Annotated in this window: 1 pseudogene; it reads right to left on the reverse strand. The window is 74.1% G+C overall.

The window, feature by feature from the left end:
• Positions 1-3 precede the first annotated feature (3 nt).
• A pseudogene (locus QSK18_RS17685) lies at positions 4-19,383 on the reverse strand (type I polyketide synthase); the annotation flags it as partial.
• Positions 19,384-19,555: the final 172 nt, after the last annotated feature.

The raw sequence follows: 19,555 nt of genomic DNA on the forward strand, positions 1-19,555 counted from the left end.
CCTTCACAGTTCGGAGAGCCACTGGTCGATCGCGAGGGCCGTGGTGTCCGCCGCCTCGCCCATCATCGAGAAGTGGTTGCCGGGCACGTCCAGCACCGTGAACGGGCCGGAACCGGGCGCGGGGCCGTCGGCGTGGGCGATCGCGGGCAGGTCGCCGGAGGTGTCCGAGGCCCGCAGGTGCAGCACCGGAACGGTTGTACCGCCGACGTTCTGCCAGGGGAGGGACAGATAGTGCACAGTTGCCGTCAGCCAGGTGTCGTCCTGGGAGTAGTCCGCGGTCAGGGCCAGGGTGGCGTCCAGGAACGCGGGCCAGTCCCCGGAGAAGCCCTCCTCGCCCACGGTCGGGGTGTCGAGCAGGACCAGGGCCTTCGGGGCCCGGCCGAGCTGTTCCAGGTGGGCGGCCAGGGCGTGCGCCACCAGGCCGCCGGTGGAGTGGCCGACCAGGACGAACTCGTCACCGACGCCGGCCTCGAGCAGGCTCTGGGCCTGCAGGTCGGCCAGGGCGGCGATGTCGGCGGGGAGCTTCTCGCCGGTGAGGAACCCGGGCTCGGCGAGCACCGAGACGTCGCGCTCACCCTGGAACCGGCCGGCGATGCGGGCGTACTCCCGGACCCCGGAGCGGCCGAAGAACGAGGTCAGGAAGACCAGGTGCGCCTGCTGCGAACCAGCCTGCGGGCCACGGGCCACGCGCAGCGGTTCGGGCCGGGCGCCGAAGTCGCCGGCGCCCTGGAACTGCGGCCGGAACGCGGCCAGCCCCGAGATGAGTTTCACCGCCTCCGCCGACCGTCCTGTCCTCGTCGCCTCCACGTACAGCCCGCTGAGCGACGAGCCGCCGGTTCCGGAAGCCGTTTCACCCGTGCGTCCTTCACCGTCCACCCGGCCGGTCGTGACCAGCTCACCGCGAAGGTGCTGGGCCAGCTGGGCGGGTGTGGCGTGATCGAACACCAGCGATCCGGACAGCCGCAACCCGGTCAGCGCGGCCAGCCGGTCGCGGAACTCGATCGCCGTCAGCGAGTGGAAGCCCTGCTCGATGAAACCCGTTTCCGGGTCGATGGATTCACCGTCGACGTGGCCGAGGACGGCCGCCGCCTCGGCCCGGACGACGTCCAGGAGCAGCGTTTTCTGTTCAACCGGACCGGCCTCGTTCAACCGCTGAGCCAGTGAGTCACCGGTCTCGGCGGCCCGGGCCGGGGCCGCCTCCAGGGCCCGGCGCACCTCCGGCAGCGCGGCGATCAGCGGGCTGGGCCGGCGCAGGGTGAACACCGGGGCGAAGCGGTCCCAGTCGATGTCGGCGACGGTGAGCAGCGTCTCCCCCGCGTCCAGGGCGGCGGCCAGCTGGGCGAGGGCCCGGCCGGGTTCCATCGCCCGCAGCCCCAGGTGCTCCAGCTGGGCGGCTCCGGCACCGGCGCCGAGGCCGGTCTCACCGCCCCACTGCCCCCAGGCCACCGAGGTGACCGTCAGACCGCGGGCCCGGCGGCCCTCGGCCAGGCCGTCGAGGTAGGCGTTGGCGGCCGCGTACCCGGCCAGCATCGCACTGCCCCAGACCGTGGAGCCGGAGGAGAAGAGTACGAACGCGTCCAGGTCGTGCCCGGCGGTCAGCTCGTCCAGGTGTGCCGCACCGGCCGCCTTGGCCGCCATCAGGCGGGTCAGGTCGCCCGCGGTGAGGTCGCGCACCGGCCGGTCCATGGAGGTTCCGGCCGCGTGGAACACCGAGCTCAGCGGACCCACCCGCTCGAGCACGGCGGCCAGGGCGTCGCGGTCGGCGCTGTCCACCGCCAGCACCTCGACGGTGGTCCCGGCCGTAGCGAGCTCGGCCGCCAGGGTGGCCGCCGCTCCCGGGCCGGAGCGGGAGGTCAGCACGACGCGCTGAGCCCCGCGCTCGGCCGTGAGCCGGGCGACCCGCGAGCCGATCGACCCGGTGCCGCCGGTGACCAGGACCGTGCCCGCGGGCGTCCACTGGTTGGTGGTCTCGGCCCGTGCCGCCCGGGTCAGGCGCCGGCCCAGGATGCTCGCGCCCCGGATCGCCACCTGGTCTTCACCGGTCTCCCCGGCCAGCACCGCCACCAGACGAGTGGCGGCCCGGGTGTCCAGCACGGTCGGCAGGTCGATCAGGCCGCCCCAGCGCTCGGGGTGCTCCAGGGCGACCACGCGCCCCAGGCCCCAGACCGCGGCCTGGGCCGGATCGCCGGGCTGGTCGGCGGCGGTCTGCACTGCGTTGTGGGTCAGCGCCCAGACCGGGACCTGGATCCCGGCGTCGCCCAGGGCCTGCACCAGGGCCAGGGTGCCCAGCACCCCGGCCGGGACGACCTCGCCCGGGGCGGTGTCGGCCAGGGCCAGCAGCGAGACCACGCCGGCCAGCTTCTCCACCTCGGCCAGCGCGGCCGACCCGCGGGCCAGCACGGCTCCCCGCTCGAGTTCGTCCGCGTCGAGGCCGACGATCTCGACCTCGGCGCCCCCGGCCGTCAGGGCTTCCAGGACGCCGGTGGTGCGGCTGTCCTCAAGCAGCGCGGAGGGTGCCACCACAACCCAGGTTCCGCTCAGCGCAGCGGCTTCCGGGTCGGGCACGGCAGCCCAGGTGACGCGGTAGCGCCAGGCCGACCCCACCGCGTCCTCCAGTTCGCGTCGTCGCCAGGAGGCCAGCACCGGCAGAACCTCACCGAACGAGCGGTCCGCGTCCACCCCGAGGGCGCCGGTGAGCCCGGCCACGTCTTCCTGGTCGACCGCGGCCCAGAACTGCGACTCTGCGCTTCCTGGAAGGGAAAGCATTGAGGACGCGTCGAACAGGTCGGGAATGAGCCAGAAATTGCGATGCTGGAAGGGGTAGGTGGGCAGTTCCACGTGCCTCCCCGCGGGCAGGACCCGCGCCCAGTCCACCTCCACACCGCGCACGTACAGGCGAGCCAGTGCTGCGGTGACGGTGTCGGCGGCGGCCTGGTCGGTGCGCAGCAACGGCACGAAGGCGGCATCGGGCGCGCTGTTCGGGCCGAGCGCCGAAAGCGTTGTGTCCGGTCCGATCTCGATGAACGAGCGCACGCCGAGGTCGGCCAAGGTGGTGACGGCGTCGGCGAACCGCACCGCCTGGCGCGCCTGCTCGACCCAATAGCCGGCCGAGGGGTCGGTGATCGCCGCCCCGGTGAGCGCTCCCACCCAGCTGATCAGCGGGGCCGAGTAGGTCAGGCCCGCGGCCACCTGATGCAACTGCTCGAGCATCGGCTCCATGCGGGCGGAGTGGAAGGCGTGGCTGACGCGCAACTGCCGCACCCGCCGGCCGGCCGAGCGCCAGTGCTCCAGGACCGCCTCGACCGCTTCGCCATCACCGGAAACCACCACGGACGTCGGCCCGTTGATCGCCGCGACCTCCGCGCCCTCGGGCAGGTCGGCCGTCACCTCGGCCTCGGTGGCCTCGATCGCGGCCATCGCCCCGCCGGTGGGCAGTTCCTGCATCAGGCGGGCCCGGGCGGCCACCAGCGTGCAGGCGTCGGCCAGGGTGAGCACCCCGGCCGCGTGCGCCGCTGCGATCTCTCCGACCGAGTGACCGGCCACCGCGTCGGGAACGACCCCGGCGTGGTCCATCAGCGCCAGCAGACCCACCTGCACGGCGAACAGCCCGGTCTGGGCGAACACCGTCTGGTCGGCCCGCTCGTCGCCCGGCTCGCCCAGTACGACTTCGGCCACCGGCAGGCCGAGTTCGGCCTCCAGCAGGGCGCAGGCCCGGTCGAAGGCCTCGGCGAACACCGGGCTTGCGGCGTGCAGCTCACGGCCCATACCGGCGCGCTGCGAGCCCTGCCCGGCGAAGACGAAGCCGATCAGGCCCGCACCGGCCGGGGGCACCACGTCCGCGAAAGTCCGCGCACCCGTCCTCTGGTCGGAAACAGACGTCAGCCCGGTGAGCAGGTCTTCGCGGCCGGCGCCGAGCACGACGGCCCGGTGGGTGAAGGACGTGCGGGTCTCGGCCAGCGAGCGGGCCACGTCGGCGGGGTCGAGGTTCTCGTGCTTGCGGACGTGGGTGGCCAGGCGGGTTGCCTGAGCCACCAGGGCCGCTGGGGTACGGGCGGAGAGCTGCCAGGTCACCGGTGCACCGGTGACCAGGGCCCCTCGGCCCCGCTCCACCGGCTGGTTCGGCCCGGTCGGCTGCGCCGTTTCGCCGGAGCCGTCTTCCTGCGGGGCCTCTTCGATGATCACGTGAGCGTTGGTGCCGCTGATGCCGAAGGCCGAGACACCGGCCCGGCGGGTGCGGCCCGCCTCTGCCTCCCACCCGCGAGCGGCGTTGAGCAGGCTCACCCGGCCCGCGCTCCAGTCCACGTGCGGCGAGGGGGTCTGCGAGTGCAGCGAGACCGGAAGCATCTGGTGGCGCAGGGCCAGCACCATCTTGATCACGCCCGCGGCCCCGGCCGCGGCCTGGGTGTGGGCGATGTTCGACTTCACCGAACCCAGCCACAGTGGGCGGTCTTCGGGCCGGTCCTGGCCGTAGGTGGCCAGCAGCGCCTGGGCCTCGATCGGGTCGCCCAGCACCGTGCCGGTGCCGTGTGCCTCCACCGCGTCCACGTCGGCCGTGGACAGTCCGGCCGAGGCCAGCGCGGCCCGGATCACCCGCTGCTGCGAGGGACCGTTGGGCGCGGTCAGGCCGTTGGAGGCGCCGTCCTGGTTGACCGCGCTGCCCGCGACCACGGCCAGCACCCGGTGACCGTTGCGGCGGGCGTCCGAAAGTCTTTCCAGCACGATGACACCCGCGCCCTCGCCCCAGCCGGTGCCGTCCGCGCCCTCGCCGAACGACTTGCTACGGCCGTCGCCCGCCAGGCCCTGCTGGGCGGCGAACTCCGCGAAAGCGCCTGAGGTGGCCATCACGGTGACTCCCCCGGCCAGAGCCAGGTCGCTCTCGCCGGTACGCAGCGAGGCCGCGGCCAGGTGCAGCGCGACCAGCGAGGAGGAGCAGGCCGTGTCCACGGTGACGGCCGGGCCCTCGAGGCCGAGCACGTACGAGACGCGGCCGGAGATCACGCTCATCGCGCTGCCGGTGAGCTGGAAGCCCTGCGACGACGGATCGCTGGAGCCGATGCCGTAGGCCGAGTGGCTGCCGCCGGCGAAGACGCCGGTGCGGCTGCCGCGCAGCGAGGTCGGGTCGATGCCGGAGTGCTCGAGGGCCTCCCACGAGACCTCCAGCAGCATCCGCTGCTGCGGGTCCATGGCCAGGGCCTCGCGTGGGCTGATCCCGAAGAAGTCCGGGTCGAAGGCGGCCGCGTCGTAGACGAAACCGCCCTGTGCCTGGGCCTCGTCGCTGATCGCCCAGCCCCGGTCGGCCGGGAAGCCGGCGACCGCGTCGGTGCCGTTGGCCAGCAGTTCCCAGAACTCGTCGGGGTTGCCCGCGCCGCCGGGGAAGCGGCACCCCATACCGACGATGACGATCGGATCAGAGGACGTCTGTGTCGCCACAGCGGTGCTGGTCGCGTTTGCGTCGTCGGCCCCGAGCAGTTCGGCGCGCAGGTAGCGCACCGCGTCCACCGGGGCCGGGTGGTCGAAGGCGAACGTGGCGGGCAACCGGAGCCCGGTGGCCGCACCCAGGCGGCTGCGCAGTTCGACGGCCGTCAAGGAGTCGAAGCCCAGATCGCGGAACGCCCGGCCGGGCTGCACCACGCCCGCGGCCTCCTCGGGGCCGTAGCCCAGCACTGCCGCGGCCTCGGACTGCACCAGGCGCAGCAGGATCCGCTCCTGCTCGGCCGGTGCCGCCTTGCCCAGTTCGCGGGCGAACTCGCTGTCGGTGGCGGTGGTGCTGTTCTCGGCGGCTGCGCTCAGGGCGCGGCGCACCTCGGGCAGGTCGTCGATCAGCCGGCTGGGCCGGCGCAGGTTGAAGACCGGCGCGAACCGGTCCCAGTCGATGTCGGCCACCGTGACCACCCGGTCGCCGCCGTCGAGGGCACCGGCCAGGGCGCTGACCGCCCGGTCCGGGTCGAGCGTGCGCACGCCCATCCGGGCCAGTTGGGCCCCGGACTCCGGCTGCCGGGAACCGAGACCGCCTCCGCCCCAAAGGCCCCAGGCGATCGAGGTCGCGGCCAGGCCCCGGGCCCGCCGGTTCTCGGCCAGGGCGTCGAGGTAGGCGTTGGCCGCGGCGTAGGCCGACTGGCTGCCGCTGCCCCAGGTGGCGGCGATCGAGGAGAAGAGGACGAACGCGTCCAGGTCGCCGGTCAGCTCGTCGAGGTGGGCGGCACCGGCGGCCTTGGGCGCGAGCATCGCCTCGAGGGACTCGGGGTCGGCGGCGATCAGCGGGGTGCCGACCTCGGCCCCGGCGGCATGGAAGACGGATGTAATGGGTGAACCGGCGAGACCCCTGACAGTCCTTGCCGAACCTAGGCCGGTCCCGTGGAGGGCAGCCAGCAGCCCGGCCACCTCGCTCTTCACGGCCGTGTCGCAGGCGGCCACGACGACCGCCGTGCCCGCCTCGGCCAGCTCGGCCGCCAACTGCGCGGCGCCGCCCGCCGTCGCACCCGAGCGGCTGGTGAGGACCACCCGCTCGGCACCACGACCGGAAACCCAGCGGGCCACCCGTCCACCGATGGAACCCGTGCCACCGGTGAGAAGAACCGTCCCACCCGGGGCCCACGGACGGGTCGGGTCCGGCTGCCCCGCACGGGCCAGCCGCCGCGCCAGGACACCGGATCCGCGCACGGCCACCTGGTCCTCGCCGGTGGCACCGGCCAGGACCGGGAGGAGGCGGGTCACGACGCGCTCGGTCAGTTCCGCCGGCAGGTCCACCAGACCGGCCACCCGCTCGGGGTGCTCGAGGACAGCGACCCGGCCCAGGCCCCAGACCGCAGCCTGCGCCAGGCCGGCGACGCTCTCACCGGATCCGGCGGCCACGGCGCTGCGTGTGAGGATCCACAGCGGGGCGGCCACCCCGGCGTCACCCAGAACCTGGATCAGGCCCTGAGTGGCGGCCAGACCGGTGGGCACCGACGCCAGGTGCGGCAGCGGGCTCTCCTCCAGCGCCAGCAGCGAGATCACGCCGCGCAGGGCGGGCGACGGTGCATCGGCCGAGTAGAGGGGTTCGCCGCTGGGCGAGCGCACCTCGCTCAGCAGCGCGGCCAGGGCGAAACGGTCCACGTGCTCGGCCCCGGCCTCGACCAGGATCGGCGTGCCGTCGCGCTCGGCCAGACCCGCAGTGATGGCGGCCGCGGCCTGTGCGCCCGCGGGGCCGGTCAGGATCAGCCAGTTGCCCTCGAAGGAGACGGTTGCGGCGTCGTTCACCGGTGTCCAGCTGATCCGGTAACGCCAGCCCGCCACCGCAGACTCCTCGCGGTCCCGTTCCCGCCAGGAGGCGAGCGCCGGAAGCACCTCGCTGAGCGGCCGGTCGCCGTCCAGCTGCAGGGCCCCGGTGAGGCCGGCCAGGTCACCCTGCTCGACGGCCGACCAGAACAGGGCCTCGGCGGACGAGGCACTGGCGGTGGCCACGGCGCCGCCCGGGAGTCCCTGCGGCCAGAACAGCTGGCGCTGGAAGGCGTAGGTCGGCAGCTTCACCGTGCGGGCGGCCGGGAGCGTCTTGGCCCAGTCGACGTTGACCCCGGCCACGTGGGCCTGGCCCAGCGCCGCCAGCACGGCCTGGGCGGCCGGCAGGGCGGGGTTGAGCACCGACGCGAACACGGCCTCGTCGATCACGCCGGCCGCGAGACCGGCAAGAGTTCCGTCCGGGCCGATCTCGATGAAGACATCCACGTCGTGCCCGGCCATCGTGGTCACCGCGTCGGCGAAACGCACCGCCTCGCGGGCCTGGGCCGGCCAGTAGTGGGCCTGCGGGCCGGCCACGACTTCACCGCTCAGGGCGCCGACCCAGGTGATCCTCGGCGCCTGGTGGTCCAGTCCCTGCGCCACCCGGCCCAGCTCTTCGAGGACCGGCTCCATCCGGGCCGAGTGGAAGGCGTGGCTGACCCGCAGCCGGCGCACCCGCCGGCCCTGCTCGCGCCACCGTTCCAGCAGGGCGTCCACGGCCTGCTCGTCGCCGGAGACGACCACCGACGAAGGCCCGTTGACCGCCGCGACGCCGACACCGCCGTCCTCAGGCAGGGTCTTCCTGATCTCGGCCTCGCTCGCCGCGATCGCGGCCATCGCACCGCCGGCGGGCAGCTCCTGCATCAGCCGCGCCCGCGCCGCGACCAGTCGGGCGGCGTCCTCCAGACTGAGCACCCCGGCCACGTGCGCGGCCGCGATCTCACCGACCGAGTGCCCGGCCACCACCTCCGGGCGCACACCGGCCGCGGCCAGCATCCGCACCAGGGCGACCTCGATCGTGAACAGCCCGGTCTGGGCGTAGAGAGTCTGGTCGGCTCGCTCGTCCTCGTTGTCGGGCTCGGCCAGCACGACCTCACGGATCGGCAGGCCCAGCTCGGCCTCGACCACCGCGCACACCTCGTCGAAGGCAGCGGCGAAGGCGGGGTTGGCGGCGTACAGGTCACGGCCCATCCCGGCGCGCTGGGCGCCCTGGCCGGCGAAGAGGAAGCCGACCCGGGCCCGGCGGCCGGAGGGGACGCTGCCGGACGCGACGTAACCAGTAGAGGTGGCCACCGCGCCGGACCGGCCCTCCACCACCGCGCTCAGTCCGGCCAGCAGGGCGTTGGCGTCACTGCCCACCACTGCTGCGCGGTGGTCGAAGGTGGTGCGGGTGGTGGCCAGCGACCAGGCCACATCGGCCGGGTTCAGCTCGGGGTGGGCCTTCACGTGCTCGAGCAACTTGCCGGCCTGGGCCGCGAGGGCCTCGGAGGAACGGCCGGAAAGCGTCCAGACGCAGGGCTTCTCAGCGACGGCGGTCCGATCCACCCCAGCCAGGTCAGCCAGGTCAGCCACCTCAGCTGTGTCGGCCGTGTCGGCCGTGTCGGCCTCGACTCGGCCGGCCTCGGCCCCCGGCAGCGCTTCGCTCCATTCCCCGGACTCCGTGGTCTCCGTCCTCGGGGCCTCTTCGATGATCACGTGCGCGTTGGTCCCGCTGATGCCGAACGCCGAGACACCCGCCCGCCGCGGCCCGTTCTCACCGGTCCACGGTTCGGCCTCGGTCAGCAGGGCCAGGTTGCCCGCGTTCCAGTCCACGTGCGGCGACAGTTCCTCGGCGTGCAGCGTCTGCGGCAGCAGGCCGTGCCGCATCGCCAGGATCATCTTCATCACGCCGGCCGCGCCCGCGGCCGCCTGGGTGTGGGCGATGTTCGACTTCACCGAGCCCAGCCGCACCGGGCCGTTCGTTCGGGGCGCCTGACCGGGTTGTCCATAGGTGGCCAGCAGCGCCTGAGCCTCGATCGGGTCGCCCAGCACGGTGCCCGTGCCGTGCGCCTCGACCACGTCGATGTCCGAGGCCGTCAGCCGGGCGTTGGCCAGAGCAGCCCGGATCACCCGCTGCTGCGAGGGGCCGTTGGGCGCGGTCAGGCCGTTCGAGGCGCCGTCCTGGTTGATCGCACTGCCGCGCATCACCGCCAGGACCTCGTGACCGTTGCGGCGAGCGTCCGAAAGCCTCTCCAGCACGATCATTCCCGCGCCCTCGGCCCAGCCCGTGCCGTCGGCACCGGCGCCGAACGACTTGCACCGGCCGTCGGAGGCGAGGCCCTGCTGACGGGAGAACTCGGCGAAGCCCATCGGGGTCGCCATCACCGTCACACCACCGGCCAGCGCCAGGTCGCACTCCCCCGAGCGCAGGGCCTGGGCCGCCAGGTGCATGGCCACCAGTGAGGACGAGCAGGCCGTGTCCACCGTCACCGACGGGCCTTCCAGCCCGAGCACGTACGAGACCCGGCCGGAGAAGACCGCGCCCGCAGTACCCGTCATCAGGAAGCTCTCGGAACCGCTGCCTTCCAGCCCGACGCCGTAACCGGTCGGGCCGCCGCCGGCGTACACACCGGTCAGGCTGCCGCGCAGCGAGCCGGGGCGGATCCCCGCGTGCTCCAGTGCTTCCCAGGACGTCTCGAGCAGCAGGCGCTGCTGCGGGTCCATCGCCAGCGCCTCACGCGGGCTGATCCCGAAGAAGCCGGGGTCGAAGTAGCCGGCGTCGTGGACGAAACCGCCCTGCTGGGCCGGAGCGTCCACCCCGCCCGCGGTCAGGTCGCCCCAGCCGCGGTCGCTGGGGAAGCCCGAGACCGCGTCGGTCCCGGTGACCAGCAGCTCCCACAGGTCTTCGGGGCTACGCACACCACCGGGGTAACGGCAGCCCAGACCGACGATCGCGATCGGGTCGTCGTCCACGGCGGCGGAGACCCGCACCGGCTGGACCGTCGAGGCCGAGACGTCGGCGCCGAGCAGCTCCTCACGCAGGTAGCGGGCCAGACCGGCCGGGGTGGGGTAGTCGAAGATCAGGGTGGAGGGCAGCGGTACGCCGGCCAGCTCGGACAGCCGGTTGCGCAGCTCGATCGCGGTGAGCGAGTCGAAACCCATCTCGCTGAAAGCTCGTTCGGCCTCGACGGCGTCGGCCGAGTCGTGCCGCAGGATCGCGGCGGCCTCGGCGCGGACCAGGTCGGTCAGGATCGAGTCCTGCTCCTCGGCGGGCCGCCCGTTCAGGCGTCGCGCCAGTTCCTGGGTGCCCACGACCTCGGCGGCGCCCGATGCCGAGACCGGCATCAGCGTGTGGACGTCGGTGAGCTCACGCAGGAAGGGGGCCTGGCTGATGTCGCCCACCGCAGCAGCGATCTGCGCCCAGTCCACGTCCGAGACGGTCAGCGTGGTGTCACCGTCGTTCAGCGACTGCCCCAGCACCTGCAGCGCCCGGTCCGGGTCCATCGCCTTGAACGGGCCGCTGCCCAGGCGCTCGCGCACCGTGGTGTCGGACTGGGCCATACCGCCGCCCGCCCACGGGCCCCAGGCCAGCGCGGTCGCGGGCAGACCCCTCGAGCGCCGGTTCTCGGCCAGCGCGTCGAGGTAGGCGTTGGCCGCGGCGTAGTTGCCCTGCCCGCCGCCGCCGAAGGTCGCTGCGGCGGAGGAGAACAGCACGAACGAGGTCAGGTCCAGCCCGGCCGTCAGCTCGTCCAGGAGCCGGGCCCCGCCCGCCTTCACGGCCAGGACGTTGTCCAGGCGCTCGGGCGTCATCCGGTCCAGCACACCGTCGTCCAGCACACCGGCGGTGTGGATCACCGTGGTGAGGTCGGGGATGCCGCCCAGCACGGTGGCCAGGTGCTCGCGGTGGGAGACGTCGGCCGCCACGACCTGCACGCCGGCGCCGGCCTCGGCCAGGGCGGCCACGGTCCGGGCCACGCCTGCGGCCCGGGCGCCGGAGCGGCTGAGCAGGACGATCCGGGTGGCTCCGCGCTCGGCCAGCCAGGTGGCGAGACGGCCGCCGAGGGCGCCGGTGCCGCCGGTGATCAGGGCTGTGCCCTCGACCGTGGCGGCCCCACCTTCGGGCGCGCCGGCCGGGCGGGTGGCCCGCACCAGGCGGCGGCCGAAGATGCCCGAGGGACGGATGACGGCCTGGTCCTCGCCGCAGGTGCCGGTCAGGAGGGCGGCCAGTCGCGCACCCGCGCGCTCGTCGAGCACTGCGGGCAGGTCGATCAGGCCGCCCCAGCGGTCGGGGTACTCCATCGCCGCCGAGCGCCCGAGCCCCCACACCTGGCTCTGCACCGCGTGGGGCAGTCCTTCGGTGCCGAGGTCGTGCCGGGTGGCCGCGACCGCCTGCTGGGTGAGCAGCCACACCGGCGCCCCGATCCGGGCCTCTCCCAGCGCCTGCAGCAGGGCCAGTGACGCGGCCAGACCGGTGCTGACCTCGGCGTGGCCGGGCAGCGGGGACTCCTCCAGGGCCAGCAGGCTGAGCACACCGGAGACCGGGGCCTGGCTCACCTCGGCCAGCCGCGCTACCAGGGCCTCACGAGAGGGGTCCGCGACGGAGACCAGCACAACGTCGGCCCCAGCGGTTCGGAGGGCCTTCGCGGTTCCTTCGGCCATCTCCTGCGCACCGCCGACAACCAGCAGCCAGGTCCCGGACAGGCGCGCGGCCTCTGGCTCGGCCACCGGCGACCAGGTCACCCGGTAGCGCCAGCCGGCCACCGCGGCCTCGGCGCGGTCCTTGACCCGCCAGGAGGCCAGCAGCGGCAGCACCTCGCTGAGCGGCCGGTCGCCGTCCAGGTCCAGGGCGCCGGCGAGCGCGGCCAGGTCGCCGGACTCCACCGCCGACCAGAACTGTTCCTCGGCCACCGTGCCCACCGTGCCGCCGTTCACGACGGCAGAGCCGGACAGGTTCACCTCGGGCCAGAAACGCTGGCGCTGGAAGGCGTAGGTGGGCAGGTCCACCGGGCTGCCCGGCTCGAGCACGGCGGGCCAGGCCACGTCCACACCCTGCACGTGCATCCGGGCCAGGGCGGCCAACACCGACTCGGGGGTGGGCAGCACCGGGTTCAGCAGCGTGACGAAGCCCAGTCCCTCACCGGACAGCGCGTTCTCACCCATCGCGGTGAGCGTGCCGTCCGGTCCGATCTCGACGAAGAGCGTCACGCCCAGGCCGGCCATCTCGCTCACCGAGTCGGCGAAGCGCACCGCTTCCCGGGCCTGGGCGGGCCAGTAGGCCGGCTCCGGCGCCGAGACCACCGCCCCGTTCAGCGCACCCACCCAGGTAGCCGTGGGCGCGGCGTGCGGCAGCTCCTCGGCCACGGCCGCCAGCTCGGCCAGAACCGGCTCCATCCGGGCCGAGTGGAAGGCGTGCGAGACCCGCAGGCGACGCACCCGGCGTCCCCGGGCCCGCCACTGTTCGACGACCGCCTCGACCGCCGCCGAATCACCCGAGACGACGACCGACTTCGGCCCGTTCACCGCGGCCAGGGAGAGCGAGGCACCCAGAGCCGGGGTGATCTCGTCCTCGGTCGCCTCGATCGCCGCCATCGCCCCGCCGGCCGGCAGGTCCTGCATCAGCCGGGCCCGCGCGGCCACCAGACGGCAGGCGTCCTCGAGCCGCAGGACCCCGGCCGCGTGGGCGGCCGCGATCTCACCGACCGAGTGCCCCGCCACCACGTCCGGGCGCACCCCGGCGGCCGCGAGCAGGGCCAGCAGGCCGATCTCGACGGCGAACAGCCCGGTCTGGGCATACAGGGTCGCATCGGCACGCTCGTCGCCGACCTCCCCCAGGAACACGTCCCGCACCGGTAGGCCGAGCTCGATCTCCAGCAGGTCGACGGCGTGGTCGAAGGCGGCCGCGAAGACCGGGCTGGCGGCGTGCAGGTCACGGGCCATACCGGCGCGCTGGGCGCCCTGGCCGGCGAACAGGAATCCGACCCGGCCGCTGCGACCGGCGCCGGTGATGACGCGCTTGGCCGGCCTGAGGTCGGAGAGCGCCTCCAGGCCGGTCATCAGTTCGGGGGTGGAGCCGCCGAGCACGGCGGCGCGGTGTTCGTAGGTGGAGCGGTTGTGCACCAGCGACCAGGCGACGTCGCGCTTGTCCAGTTCCGGGCGGGCGGCCACGTGGTGCAGCAGGCGCCCGGCCTGGGCGGCGAGTCCGGCCGGCGTGCGGCCCGAGACCAGCCAGACGCGGGGGGCGTCCTTCAGCACACGAGAGGACGCTCGCGGCGCCGCAGCGGTCTGCTCGCCTTCGTTCTCGGTGAGGGCGGGCGGTTCCTGGATGACGACGTGGGCGTTGGTGCCGCTGATGCCGAAGGCGGAGATGCCCGCGCGGCGGGGCCGGCCGACGGCGGCCGGCCACTGCTCCGGCTCGGCCAGCAGCCGGATCCGGCCCGCGTTCCAGTCCACGTGCGGCGAGGGCTCACCGGCGTGCAGGGAGGCCGGCAGCAGACCGTGCTGCATGGCCAGGACCATCTTCATGACACCCGCGGCACCGGCCGCGGCCTGGGTGTGGGCCAGGTTGGACTTCACCGAGCCGAGCCGCAGCGGCTGGTCGTCTGGGCGTCCCTGACCGTAGGTGGCCAGCAGGGCCTGGGCCTCGATCGGGTCGCCCAGCACGGTGCCGGTGCCGTGCGCCTCGACCGCGTCCACGTCGGCGGTGGTGAGCCCGGCCGAGGCCAGGGCCTGGCGGATCACCCGCTGCTGGGAGGGACCGTTGGGGGCGGTCAGGCCGTTGGAGGCGCCGTCCTGGTTCACCGCCGAGCCGGCCACGACCGCCAGCACCCGGTGACCGTTGCGGCGGGCGTCGGACAGGCGCTCCAGCACGATCACGCCGGCGCCCTCACCCCAGCCGGTGCCGTCGGCGTCGGCCGAGAACGACTTGCACCGCCCGTCACCGGCCAGCCCCTGCTGCAGGGCGAACCCGGCGAACGCGACCGGCGTCGCCATCACGGTGACTCCGCTGGCCAGGGCCAGGTTGCACTCGCCGCTGCGCAGGGCCTGGGCGGCCAGGTGCAGGGTGACCAGCGAGGAGGAACAGGCGGTGTCGACGGTGACGGAGGGCCCTTCCAGCCCGAGGACGTACGAGACGCGGCCGGAGAGCACGGCACCGGCGGTGCCGGTGAGCAGGAACCCTTCCGAGCCGCTGCCCTCGAGCCCGCCGCCGTAACCCAGGGCCGCGCCGCCGGAGAAGACGCCGGTGCGGCTGCCGCGCAGCGTGCCGGGCTGGATGCCCGCGTGCTCCAGCGCCTCCCACGAGGTCTCCAGCAGCAGGCGCTGCTGCGGGTCCATGGCCAGCGCCTCGCGCGGGCTGATGCCGAAGAAGCCGGGGTCGAACTCGGCCGCGTCGTAGAGGAACCCGCCCTGCTGGGCCGACTCGGACTCCACTCCCCCGTTGCCCCAGCCGCGGTCGGCCGGGAACCCGGCCACCGCGTCCGTTCGTGAGACCAGCAGTTCCCAGAGCTGTTCCGGGCTGCGGACCCCGCCCGGGTAGCGGCAGCCCATGCCGACGATCGCGATCAGGTCGTCGTCCACCGCGCGGACGGCGAGGGCGGTCTCGGCCACGTCGGACTGCCCGAGCAGCTCGCCCTTCAGGTAGCCGGCGAGCACCGACGGGTTGGGGTAGTCGAAGATCAGGGTGGCGGGCAGGGTGAGCCCGGAGACCGCGGAGAGGCGGTTGCGCAGTTCGACCGCGGTCAGTGAGTCGAAGCCGAGGTCGCTGAACGCCCGCCCGGCCTCGATCGCCTCGGGTGAGGCGTGGTGCAGCACGTTGGCCGCCTCGGAACGCACCAGCTCGACCAGGATCTCGTCCTGCTCGGCGGAGCTGCGCCCGAACAGCTGGGCCGCTACCCCGCCCGCGGCCGCAGCCCCGGGGGCGACGGCGGCGGCGATGGGCGCGGTCTCGGCGGCGTCGGGAAGCTCGCGCAGCAGCGGAACCTGGCGCAGGTCGCCCATTCCGGCGGCGGCCATCGCCCAGTCCATGTCCATCACGGTCAGTGCGGCGGGCTGGCCCGGTTCGATGGCCTGGCCGAGCACGGGCAGAGCCAGGTCCGGGGCCATCGGCCGGAACGGGCCACCGCCCAGGCGCTGCTGCACCGCATCGCCCGAGGCGGCCATACCGCCGCCGCCCCACACGCCCCAGGCCAGCGAGGTGGCGGCCAGACCGCGAGCACGCCGGTTCTCGGCCAATGCGTCGAGGTAGGCGTTGGCGGCGGCGTAGTTGGCCTGGCCCCCGCCGCCGAAGGTGGCCGTGGCCGAGGAGAAGAGGACGAACGCGCTGAGGTCACGGTCGGCGGTCAGCTCGTCGAGGTGGCGGGCACCGCCGGCCTTCGGCGAGAGCACGCCCGCCAGCCGGGCCGGGGTCATCCGGTCGAGGACACCGTCGTCGAGCACACCGGCGGTGTGCATGACCGCGGTGAGGTCCGCCCCGATCCAGTCGAGCAGGCCGGCAACCTGCTCGCGTACGGCCACATCGGCGGCGACCACGCTGACCGCCGTGCCCTCGGAGGCGATCTGGGCCGCGAGCCGGGCGACGTGTCCGGCGCGGGCGCCGGAACGGCTCTGAAGCACGACCCGTGCGGCACCTCGCGATGCCAGGTACAGGGCCAGGTTGCTGCCGATCGCGCCGGTGCCACCGGTGATCAGCACGCTGCCCTGCTGGAAGCTTTCGGCCACCGGCATCTCGGAGACACCGGCCGGGCGCATCCCGCGGCGCATCCGGGTCAGCCGGCGCCCGAGGATGCCGACCGAGCGGATCGCCACCTGGTCCTCGCCGAGACCGGCCAGGACGCATCCGACCCGTTCCCAGGCCCGGGCGTCGACCTCGAGCGGGAGGTCGATGATGCCGCCGTAGCGGTCGGGCTGTTCCACGGCGACCACCCGGGCCAGGCCGATCACCTGGGCCTGCACCGGGTTGGAGAGGTTCTCGCCGGAACGCGCAGACACCGCGCCCTGGGCGGCCACCCACAGCGGCGCGTCGATCCGGGCATCACCGAGGGCCTGGATCAGCGTGACGGTGGCGGCGGCCCCGGCGGCGACGTCGGGGTGCTCGGCCAGGGGCGCCTCGTCGGCGGCCAGGAACGACAGCACCCCGGTGGGCGTGCGCCCGCCGAGGGCCTCGAGCAGGCGGGCGGCCAGCACCTCGCGGGCGCCGTCGGCGGTGACCAGCACGGTCTCGGTCGGCAGCGCGGCGACGGCGGCCTCAGCCAGCTCGCGGCGGGCCTCGGAATGCACCACGAGCCAGGTCCCGCTCAGCGCGGGGGCCTCGCTCTCGGACAGCGGGCTCCAGCTGATCCGGTAGCGCCAGTCGGCCACGGCCGACTCCTCGCGGTCCTTCTGCCGCCAGGCCGACAGCACCGGCAGGATCTGGCTGAACGGCTGCTCGCCGTCGACCTGCAGGGCACCGGAGAGGCTGGCCAGGTCACCGGCCTCGATCGCGGCCCAGAAGGCGTTCTCGGCCTGGGAGGCGCCGCGGCTGGTGGGCACGGCCGAGGTGGCCGAGCCCTGCGGCCAGAAGCGCTCGTGCTGGAAGGCGTAGGTCGGCAGCGCCACACGCCGCGCGGGGGTGAGTACCGCAGTCCAGTCCACCCGGATACCGCGCACGTGGGCGCCCGCCAGCGCCCGCAGAACCGCCTCGCCCGCGGGCAGTTTGGGGCTCAGCAAGGGGACGAACGGGGCACCTTCGACGAGCGGCGCACCCATCCCCGAGAGGGTTGCGTCGGGGCCGATCTCGATGAACACCGAGATGCCCTGCTTGGCCATGCTGGTGACGGCGTCGGCGTAGCGCACCGCCTGTCGCGCTGCGGATGCCCAGTACGAGGCATCGGGCTCGTTGACCGCCTCACCGGTGAGCGCGCCGATCCAGCGCACGCTGGGCCGGTTGTGCTCCAGGCCGTTGGCCACGGCGGTCAGCGGCTCCAGGGCCGCGTCCATCCGGGCCGAGTGGAAGGCGTGCGAGACCCGCAGCCGACGCACCCGGCTGCCGCGGGCGCGGAAGTCCTCCAGCAGCCCGTCCACGGCCTGCGCATCGCCGGAGACCACGACCGACTCCGGGCCGTTCACGGCTGCGATCGAGACGCCCTCGACGTCGCCGAGGGCGGTGAGCATCGCATCCTCGCTCACCCCGACCGCGCCCATGGCCCCGCCCTCGGGCAGGGCCTGCATGAGCCGGGCCCGGTTGGCCACCAGCCGGGCGGCACCTTCGAGGCTGAGCACCCCGGCGGCGTGGGCGGCCGCGATCTCGCCGACCGAGTGGCCCGCCACCGCGTCCGGGGTGATCCCGGCTGCGGCCAGCAGCGCCACCAGGCCCACCTCGACGGCGAACAGGCCGGTCTGGGCGTACAGCGTCTGGTCGGCCCGCGGGTCCTCGGCCGGGCTGAGCACCACGTCCTTCACCGGCACGCCGAGCTCGGCCTCCAGCACGGCGCAGGCCCGGTCGAACGCCTCGGCGAACACCGGCGAGGCGGCGTACAGCTCACGGCCCATCCCGGCCCGCTGAGCGCCCTGACCGGCGAAGACGAACCCGACCCGGGCGGGCCGCCCGGCCGGAACCTCTCCGGCCACCACGTCGGCGCCCGCGGTGCCGGCGGCGAGCCCGGCCAGACCGGCGGGCAGGTCGCCGAAGACCACCGCGCGCTGCTCGAAGGTGGACCGGCTGGTGGCCAGCGACCAGGCGACATCGGCCGGGTCCAGGTCGGGGCAGGAACGCAGGCGCCCCACCAGCCGGCCGGCCTGCGCGGCCAGAGCCTCGGGCGTGTGACCGGAGACCAGCCACACCGGAGCCTGCCCGGTCAGGACCTGCGGGCCCCGCTCGACCGGCTTGTCCTCGGCCACCGCGGCCGGGGCTTCCTCGATGATCACGTGCGCGTTGGTGCCGCTGATCCCAAAAGCAGAAACGCCCGCCCGGCGCGGGTTCTCGGCCCTCGTCCAGTCGACCGGCGAGGCGAGCAGTCTGATGTTGCCCGCCGTCCAGTCCACGTGCGGCGTGGGCTCGTCGGCGTGCAGGGTCTTGGGCAGGCGGTCGTGGTGCATCGAGAGCACCATCTTCATCACGCCGGCGATACCGGCCGAGGCCTGCGTGTGTGCGAGGTTGGACTTCACCGAGCCCAGCCACAGCGGCTTGTCCTCCGGCCGGTCCTGGCCGTAGGTGGCCAGCAGCGCCTGGGCCTCGATCGGGTCGCCCAGCACCGTGCCGGTGCCGTGTGCCTCCACCACGTCCACGTCCGCGGTGCTCAGCCGGGCGCTGGAGAGCGCGGCCTTGATCACGCGCTGCTGCGAGGGACCGTTCGGCGCGGTGAGCCCGTTCGAGGCGCCGTCCTGGTTGACCGCGCTGCCGCGCACCACGGCCAGAACCTCGTGCCCGTTCTTCCGGGCGTCCGAAAGCCTTTCCAGCACCAGGACCGCCGCGCCCTCACCCCAGCCGGTGCCGTCCGCACCCGCACCGAAGGACTTGCACCGCCCGTCGCCGGCCAGCCCCTGCTGCAGCGCGAAGCCCGCGAACGAACCGGGCGTGGCCATCACCGTCACGCCACCGGCCAGGGCCAGCGACACCTCGCCCGAGCGCAGCGCCTGGGCGGCCAGGTGCAGCGCCACCAGCGACGACGAGCAGGCCGTGTCCACCGTCACGGCCGGGCCCTCCAGCCCGAGGGTGTACGAGACCCGGCCGGAGATCACGCTGGAAGCGGTACCGGTGAGCAGGTAGCCCTCGGAGCCGCTGCCCTCCAGGCCGGTGCCGTAGCCCAGGAAACCGCCGCCCACAAAAACACCGGACTTGCTGCCGCGCAGCGACTTCGGCTCGATCCCGGCGTGCTCCAGAGCCTCCCAGGAGGTCTCCAGCAGAAGCCGCTGCTGCGGGTCCATCGCCAGCGCCTCGCGCGGGCTGATCCCGAAGAACGCCGGGTCGAACTCGGCCGCGTCGTAGAGGAAACCACCCTGCGCCGAGGTGCTGGCGTCCAGGCCGAGCTGGCCCAGCATCGCCGTGTCCCAGCCACGGTCGGTGGGGAAGCCACCCACGGTGTCCACACCGGCGTCCAAAAGCTCCCAGAGTTGCTCGGGGTTACGCACCCCGCCGGGGAACCGGCAGCCCATACCGACGATCGCGATCGGCTCGCTGAGCGAGGCCATGAAGCGCTTGTTCTGCTTGCGCAGGCGCTCGTTGTCCAGCAGCGAGCCCCTGAGTGCGGCGACGAGGTCTTCGGTGGACGAGGTCATCGTGATCTCCTGATATCCGTGCGTTCGCCGCGGGGATCCGGACGGATCGTCTGCTGCGGAAAGTTTGGTA

Source organism: Kineosporia sp. NBRC 101677 (assembly GCF_030269265.1).
GTDB classification, from domain to species: domain Bacteria; phylum Actinomycetota; class Actinomycetes; order Actinomycetales; family Kineosporiaceae; genus Kineosporia; species Kineosporia rhizophila.